Source organism: Gordonia sp. DT219 (genome assembly GCF_049847065.1).
Lineage (GTDB): Bacteria > Actinomycetota > Actinomycetes > Mycobacteriales > Mycobacteriaceae > Gordonia.
In genome coordinates this window covers 1-353 of record NZ_JBNCNR010000093.1, presented here as the reverse complement: position 1 = coordinate 353, position 353 = coordinate 1, and the positions used below count along the sequence as shown (strand labels likewise).

Below are 353 nucleotides of genomic sequence, written 5' to 3'. Positions count from 1 at the left end.
GCGGTGGCGGTCATCTGCTTGCGGCGGCGCATCGGCTCCGACACCCGCAACCCGACGACCATCATGTCGGTCACCGATCGAAACCCGAACCGGCGCTCCGCATTCCGGTCGGACAACTCGACGATCTGCCGGTCACCCTGAAACGTCAACCGGTTGATCGCGCGTTCATTGGCTGCCGCGACCTCCAGCAGTGTCTCGTCGGAGCACTGCGTCAGATCCGTCGAACCCATCTGATCGAGGAGGGCATGCAACAACGCCACCTGCTCATCCGGCGCGAGAGCCGGCAGATCGATCGTTGTCATTGTCACCCCCCAGTGAATACGACCAAAGTGAATGCGATCAAACATCAGTTC

General features: G+C 61.2%; 1 pseudogene. It reads right to left on the bottom strand.

From position 1 onward, the window contains the following. Window positions 1-302, bottom strand: a pseudogene (locus tag ACPXB3_RS22570) (HNH endonuclease); the annotation flags it as partial. Window positions 303-353 lie beyond the last annotated feature (51 nt).